Genomic DNA, 6,128 nt, shown 5'->3' on the forward strand with positions numbered 1-6,128 from the left:
CCTCGGCAAGATCATCGAAGTGGGCGACCGGGACTCTATCTACACCCGCCCGCGCCACCCCTACACCCACGCCCTGCTGTCCGCCGTCCCCGAGGTGACCCTGACGGCAGGGGAGGCGCAGCAGCGCGAGCGCATCCGCCTCGCCGGCGACGTGCCGTCCCCCATCTCCCCGCCCTCCGGCTGCCGCTTCCGCACCCGCTGCTGGAAGGCACAGGACAAGTGCGCGGCCGAGGAGCCCCCGCTGCTCCAGCTCTCCGGCAACCGGGGCGGCCACCTGACGGCCTGCCACTTCCCGGAGGAGCCGACCGTCGAGGCCCGCGAGGAGGACATCGTCCTGGACCCGGCACTGGCGGCACTGGAGGAGGACCAGGCGGGTTAGGGACGGCCGCGCACCGGTGCCCTCGGGCGCGAGGGCACCTCGGCGCGGAGCTCGTAGAGGGGGTGAGGCGGGATCGTCCGGTCGCCGATCTGCTGGGCCGGGCTGACGCCGATCGACACGAAGCCCGCCTTCACCAGGACTCGGCCCGAGGCCGCGTTGCCGGGGTGGTGCTTGGCTTCCATGTGCCGCACCCCGTCGGCGAAGACGAGGGGAATGAATTGCCGTACGGCGTCAGTGGCGTAGCCGTCCCCCAGGAGTCCTCGCGGAGGAGATAGCTCAGGGCAGCGGCGCCGTCGGCTCGCAGACGCGCCTTCACCAGACCGATCAGATCGCCGCAGACTTCGATGCCGGGATTCCAGTGGGTACGCGGGTCGCCCTGGTCGTGGTCGATGTATCCATGGATGGTGGCTGCCGCCTCCTCGGCGGTCATGTCGTGGCCGTGGGTGAAACGGGCGGTGTGACCCGAGACGATCTGCTGGAGTGCGGGCGCGTCATCAAGGGCGAAGGGGCGCAGGGTCACCATGTGGCGATCTCCTCGGCGGTGGGGCGGTCACTGACGGGCGCCATGCACGCGTTGATCAGCTCCTCCAGGGCCGGGAACGGCCAGGGCCGGACATCGTGGAGGGCGTGAAGGCGCCGGTCGGCCAAGGCGCGGAGTTTCTCCCGGCGATCGTCGCCGTCCTCGTAGACGCCGGGACGACGGGCGGTCCAGCACCAGAACAGTGAAGCGCCCAGGCTCCAGATGTCAGCCGCGGGACGCGCAGGAATGTGAACATCGGGGCCGGTGTCGAGAACGGCGGCGGCGATCTCGGAGGCGGGGGTGTGGGTGAGGGCGCCTCGGTAGGGGAGGCGCCGGCCATCGTCGGGGCCGCACGCCAGGGCGTAGTCGATGATCTCGGACACGCCGTCGTCGGTCACCAGGGTGTTGGTCGGCTGCACATCGGCATGCGCCCACCCTGCCGCATGCATGGGGGCCAGGCGCGCGGCCCAGGTGCGGGCCACGCACAGCAGGAGCGCGCGGTGCGCTCGGCTGCTGCCTTCGATGTCCCGGGTGGGGAGAGGGCGTTCCACACGAGTGCGCCGTTGATCCAACGTACGGCCAGCCACCTGCCGCCCTTCCATGCACCGGCGCCGACCCGGTAGGCGGAGTCGAGGGCACCTGCTCGGGCCAGGCGGAGCAGGTGCTCATCTTCCTGCGCCATTTCGGCTGCCTTGTCGCGGGACCTCTCAGCCTCCGGGGTGTTGGCCTTCAGCACCACCCTGGTCCTGCCGGCGGTGACCTTCCACGCGCGGGACCCGCGCCGGTCGCTGAGCAGGTCGTACGAGACCGGGCCGAAGCACGCTTCGAGTGCTCCTACCGCTTCAGCAGGAGGCGTTGCGCCCACCGTTTCACGTCCTTCCATTCCTGCGGCATGCCTGCCAAGACGACCCGGCCGTCATCGACCGCGTTCGCCACGGCGTGGGCCAAGTCGGGTGTCGCCGCGAGGAAGCGCGGGTCACGCGGCCGTACGGCGACCCGCACAGGCATGAACGCCACCGGCGGCGCGGGGATACACAGCCCGCGCCGATCGGTGTCCTCCTCGCCCTCGCGGAACTTCCCGAACATCAAACCGACTGGACCATAGAGGTTCTTCAGTGCCCAGTGAGGCCAGGTCATCGCGTCGTCGGCCACGTTCAGAAGGACGATGTTCTCGCAGACGAGCGAACCATGACGACGTGCGGCTGCGGCCCTTACGCATTCCGCTGTCTGTACCCCGGCACCGAACACCTCGGCCTCGACGGCTTCGCCATCGCCGACGGCTTCATAGACGGTCCAGCGGGTCAATCCCCGTTCGAGGGATGGTGCGAGACAGGGGCAGTTGACGGTAACGGCCTGTGCGTACGAGGTGATGCCCACGGTCCTCGGACGCGTGGTGCGAGCTTCGACGAGGCGGAGCGCCCCGGCGGTGGGCCGGAGCGCTCCGTCGGGGCGCGTGCTGGTCACCGCCTTGTGGCCTTCTCCGGCTCCTGCCGCATGACATCGTCGCCGTCTCCGCTGGTGGGCGAGCAGTCCCACTCCGCAACCACGGCGCCGGTCTCCCGGTAGCGGGCGAGGGCACCGGCGTCGACCGTGCCGTCTGCGTCGGTGAACCAGACCTCCGACAACATGCCGAACCTCTTCTCGTAGACGGCGACCCACGAGATCTCACCGGCGCCGGCCGCGGCGACGTGGCCGAGGACACCTCCGGCGAGGTCCGTGGAGAACGCGGCGTATTCCGGGTCGTCCAGGAAACGGTGCCATTCGGCGTCGATGGCGCCGGAGAACATCTCCACGACCGCGTGACCGGCGGCCAATCGCTCGGCGGCGACACTGAAGAACCGCCCGAGGTCGATCCGCTCGGGGCTCAGGGTGCCGTTCATGGTGGTGCTCCTCTCGGTTCGGTGCGAGTGCTGTTCGAGGACGCGGGTGTGCAGTCTCAGCACTTCGGTGATTTCACGGTGAGTTCAGCCCAGACGAGCTTCCATGTGGGGTGCAGGTCGTACCCCCAGCGGTCGCTCAGTGTGTCGATCAGGACCAGGCCACGGCCGTTCTCGGAATCCTCGTCCGGCATCCCGACGCAGGGGACTTCGCGGGAGGTGTCGGCGACGCCGATCCGTACCCGGTCCGGGGGCACGCGCCGGACCACAAGCCGGATCGTGCGACAGCGGGTGTGGTTGACCGCGTTCGTCACCAGCTCGTCCGCGATCAGTATTCCGGCGTCCAGCAGGTCCCCTCTTCCCCAGGTGTTCAGCGCGGCGGCGACCAGGGTCCGGGCTCTCTTCGCGGACTGCGGTTCACAGGGCATCGTCTCGGTGTAGCCGGGATCGCCCTTTGACATCGGTCTCGTGGCGGTCGTGGTCACGTAGTCGTCTCCTCGGGGGTGGGGCACCCGGCCCCGTCGGGCTGCCGCCGGACATGCGAGGCTGTGCTCGCGGCGGCTGATATCCATCCAACGCGGGTACGCCCGCAGTGAGAACGGTCCATGCTGGTAGAGCCGTTGAATGCGTTGAACGCCAGGGGAGCTGGACATGGGACGCACACCGAACACGGCCCTCGCCGGGCTGATGCGTGAGGCCGACTGGGGAAACGGGCAGCTGGCGCGAGCGGTGAACCGTACGGCGGCCGAGGGCGGGGTGGAGCTGCACTACGACGCCAGCACCGTCACGCACTGGCTCAAGGGAAGCGTTCCGAAGGAGGAAGCACGGGCGGCTGTACTCGAAGCGCTCTCACGGAGGGTCGGTCGCGTCGTAACGTTCGCCGAGGCCGGATTCCCCGGTGAGGACGCGCACACGTCCGCCGCCCTGGTGGATCTCGTGAGGAGCGACATGGACCCGTCGCGACGCGGAGTACTTGCTGCCGGGCTCTATTCGGCGGCCCTGATGGTCCCGAGCTTCTCCGACCTGGGCGAGCGGCTCGACCATGCCGACGACGACGTGAAGGCCGGGCGTACGGTGCGGGTCGGCGCGGGCGAAGTCGTCACGGTTCAGCGGATGACGGACCACATCGCGACGGTTCTGGACGACCTCGGCGGTGGACACGCTCGTCCCATGGCAGCGGCATTCCTCGCGAACACCGTCCTGCCGTGGCTGGACGCCGATGCCTCGGGCAGGGTGAAAGGCGATCTGCTCGCTGCCGCCAGCGACTTCGTGTACCTGACCGGTTGGATGGCCATGTACGAACGGGCTCACGGTCTCGGACAGCGCTACTTCGTGCAGGCCCTCGACCTTGCCAAGGAAGGCGGCGACCAGATCACTTACTGCCGGACCCTGCGTGGCATGGCGTTGCAGGCGGCCAGCCTCAAGCATGCTTCGAAGGCCCTCGGACTGGCCGACTCCGCCGCCGAAGCCGCACCGGCGGCCGGCCCGCGCCTGGTCGCCTTTCTGCGCGGGCAGCAGGCACACGGCGCGGCCTTGGTCGGCGACCGGCAGCAGGCGTTCGACCGGCTACGGGAGACCGAGGACGCCTTGTCGAAGGCCGACGGCCGTAACGATGCCGTCGGCGGCTACGACCAGGCCGCCTACCTGTTCCACGTCAGCAGCGTCCTCTACGCCCTGGGCGACCTGCCCGGCTCCATCAAGGCAATGCGGCAGTCCAACCGGGCCCGACCCGCACACGAGCGTCAGGGCCGCGTACATTCCAACGGCCTCCTTGCTTCCCGGCAGTGGGAACTCGGGCACGTCGATGCCGCGTGCGCTACGTGGGAGCTGTTCCTGGACGACTACACCGCTCTGTCGACCTCCCGCGGAGACGAGCATTTCGACACTCTGAAGAGGCACGTCGCCACCCGCAAGAGCCGGACCGTGCGACAACTCGGCGAACACGTCCGCGAGGTCGCCCGGCAGAAGGCCGCCGCGTAGCGAACCTGAAGCAGTACCAGGCGAGGTGCTGCTAGCCCCGGCGGGCCACCGTGATGATCTCCGGGGCGGTGTCCGTCAGCGGGCCCCGGTTCCAGTCGCCGTACTGTGCGGTGACGGTCAGGCCCGCCTCCGCGAGGAAGGCCGCCAGCGTCCCGCCGTCCAGGAAGCGCAGGACGCTGTGGTTGACCCGGGGGGCGGGCCAGGCAGGGCCGGCGTAGGTTTCCGTGAAGTGGACCCGGCCCCGGTCCGGGTCCGCGCCCCGCACCTCGTGCCACACCCGCGCCGGCGTGCCGTCGGCGGCGGTGATCTCGTGCACCCGGTCCGGGGTCCACCGCTCCCAGGCACGGGCACCCGGATTGCGGGTCTCGAACACCAACCGCCCCCCGTCCCGCAGGGCCGCGCGGGCGGCGCGCAGGCAGACCCGGATCTCCTCGTCCGTCACCAGCTCCTGGAAGGCGTGCCCGGTCATGACGACGAGGTCGAACTCCTCCTGCCACCGCCGCACCCGCACATCGCCGAGCACCCACTCGACGTCCGGCCGGGCCCGCCGCGCCTGGACGAGCATGGCGGCGGCCGGATCGAGGCCCATCAGCCGCCCCCGGTGCCCCTCGGCGCGGGCCCGCCGCAGCAACCGACCGGTGCCGCACCCGATGTCCAGCACGGAGCCGGCGTCCCGCAGCAGACCGAGGTAGAAGTCGTCACCCGGTCCCCAGGGGTTGAGGCTGTCGTAGAGAGCGGCGAGCGAGAGATCGGCAAAGACGTGATCCACCACCGCGGCAGTCTGACACACGGTGTTGAACGGTGGGTCAGGAACGGGGTACTTCTCGAAGTCTTCCTGCCGACAGGGTCGTCGGCGCGGGCCGACCCCGAAGACGGACCTGCGGACAGCGGACGCCCGGAACGCGGAGGAGGGCCCGTGCCTGGGGAGGCACGGGCCCTCGTCCCCTGGAGCGGACGATCAAGGGCTCGGGTCAATGGGCCGTGAAAGTCCGATCCGCAAGGGGGCGGCTGACGGAAAGGGGTGTGTCAGGCCGCCGCCTCGGGGTCCTTGGAGAGACGGGGGGCCGGGATCGTGGGCTCCGTCTCCGGGTAGTGGCACGCCGTCAGGTGGCCCGGCTTGTTGCCCTCCGCCTGCACCAGCGGCGGTGCCTCCGTGGCGCACTTCTCGGTCGCCTTCCAGCAGCGGGTGCGGAAGCGGCAGCCGGAGGGCGGGTTGATCGGCGACGGCACGTCGCCGGTCAGGCGGATGCGCTCGCGCGGCTCCTCGTCCACCGTGGCCTCGGGCACGGCGGAGAGCAGGGCCCGGGTGTAGGGGTGGCGCGGGTTGTCGTACAGGTCCTCGCGGTCGCCGATCTCGACGATCTTGCCGAGA

At 70.2% G+C, this 6,128-nt stretch carries 8 protein-coding genes and 1 pseudogene; 2 read left to right on the top strand and 7 right to left on the bottom strand.

Annotated features, from left to right (window positions below):
* Positions 1-379: oligopeptide/dipeptide ABC transporter ATP-binding protein (locus IE294_RS46075; protein WP_373315969.1), on the top strand; the 379-nt coding region annotated here is incomplete at its 5' end.
* On the opposite strand, the pseudogene IE294_RS46080 reads toward IE294_RS46075, so the two are convergent.
* From IE294_RS46080 to IE294_RS46100, 5 genes and pseudogenes are all read right to left on the bottom strand, one after another.
* Positions 376-902 (bottom strand): annotated as a pseudogene (locus IE294_RS46080) (GNAT family N-acetyltransferase). The gene IE294_RS46075 and the pseudogene IE294_RS46080 sit on opposite strands and share 4 nt — an antisense overlap.
* Positions 896-1,450 (bottom strand): protein kinase family protein, encoded by a 555-nt coding sequence (locus tag IE294_RS48865; RefSeq protein WP_229918232.1) that lies wholly within the window; start codon positions 1,448-1,450, stop codon positions 896-898. Before IE294_RS48865 ends, IE294_RS46080 begins: the two are co-directional and overlap by 7 nt.
* A gap of 283 nt (positions 1,451-1,733) precedes the next feature.
* Complete coding sequence (locus IE294_RS46090) at positions 1,734-2,363, bottom strand: hypothetical protein (protein WP_189895290.1); 630 nt, start codon at positions 2,361-2,363, stop codon at positions 1,734-1,736.
* Positions 2,360-2,779, bottom strand: coding sequence for a hypothetical protein (locus IE294_RS46095; protein ID WP_189895291.1), 420 nt, complete (start codon positions 2,777-2,779; stop codon positions 2,360-2,362). The genes IE294_RS46090 and IE294_RS46095 overlap by 4 nt, the downstream gene beginning before the upstream one ends.
* A gap of 56 nt (positions 2,780-2,835) precedes the next feature.
* Positions 2,836-3,261: an ATP-binding protein gene (locus tag IE294_RS46100; RefSeq protein ID WP_229918233.1), complete on the bottom strand. Its 426-nt coding sequence runs from the start codon at positions 3,259-3,261 to the stop codon at positions 2,836-2,838.
* 166 nt (positions 3,262-3,427) lie between these two features.
* Here IE294_RS46100 and IE294_RS46105 point away from each other — a divergent pair, with 166 nt between their 5' ends.
* Positions 3,428-4,756, top strand: a complete 1,329-nt coding sequence (locus IE294_RS46105; RefSeq protein WP_189895292.1) for an NsdA family TPR-like regulatory protein — start codon at positions 3,428-3,430, stop codon at positions 4,754-4,756.
* A gap of 31 nt (positions 4,757-4,787) precedes the next feature.
* Here IE294_RS46105 and IE294_RS46110 read toward each other — a convergent pair whose 3' ends face one another.
* The gene (locus IE294_RS46110; RefSeq protein WP_189895293.1) at positions 4,788-5,528 is read right to left on the bottom strand and encodes a class I SAM-dependent methyltransferase; all 741 of its coding nucleotides are present in this window, start codon (positions 5,526-5,528) and stop codon (positions 4,788-4,790) included.
* Between the two features lie 254 nt (positions 5,529-5,782).
* A partial coding sequence (locus IE294_RS46115) for an oligopeptide/dipeptide ABC transporter ATP-binding protein (RefSeq protein ID WP_189895294.1) occupies positions 5,783-6,128 on the bottom strand: 346 nt, incomplete at its 5' end.

Source organism: Streptomyces canarius (assembly GCF_014650735.1).
Classification (GTDB): domain Bacteria; phylum Actinomycetota; class Actinomycetes; order Streptomycetales; family Streptomycetaceae; genus Streptomyces; species Streptomyces olivaceoviridis.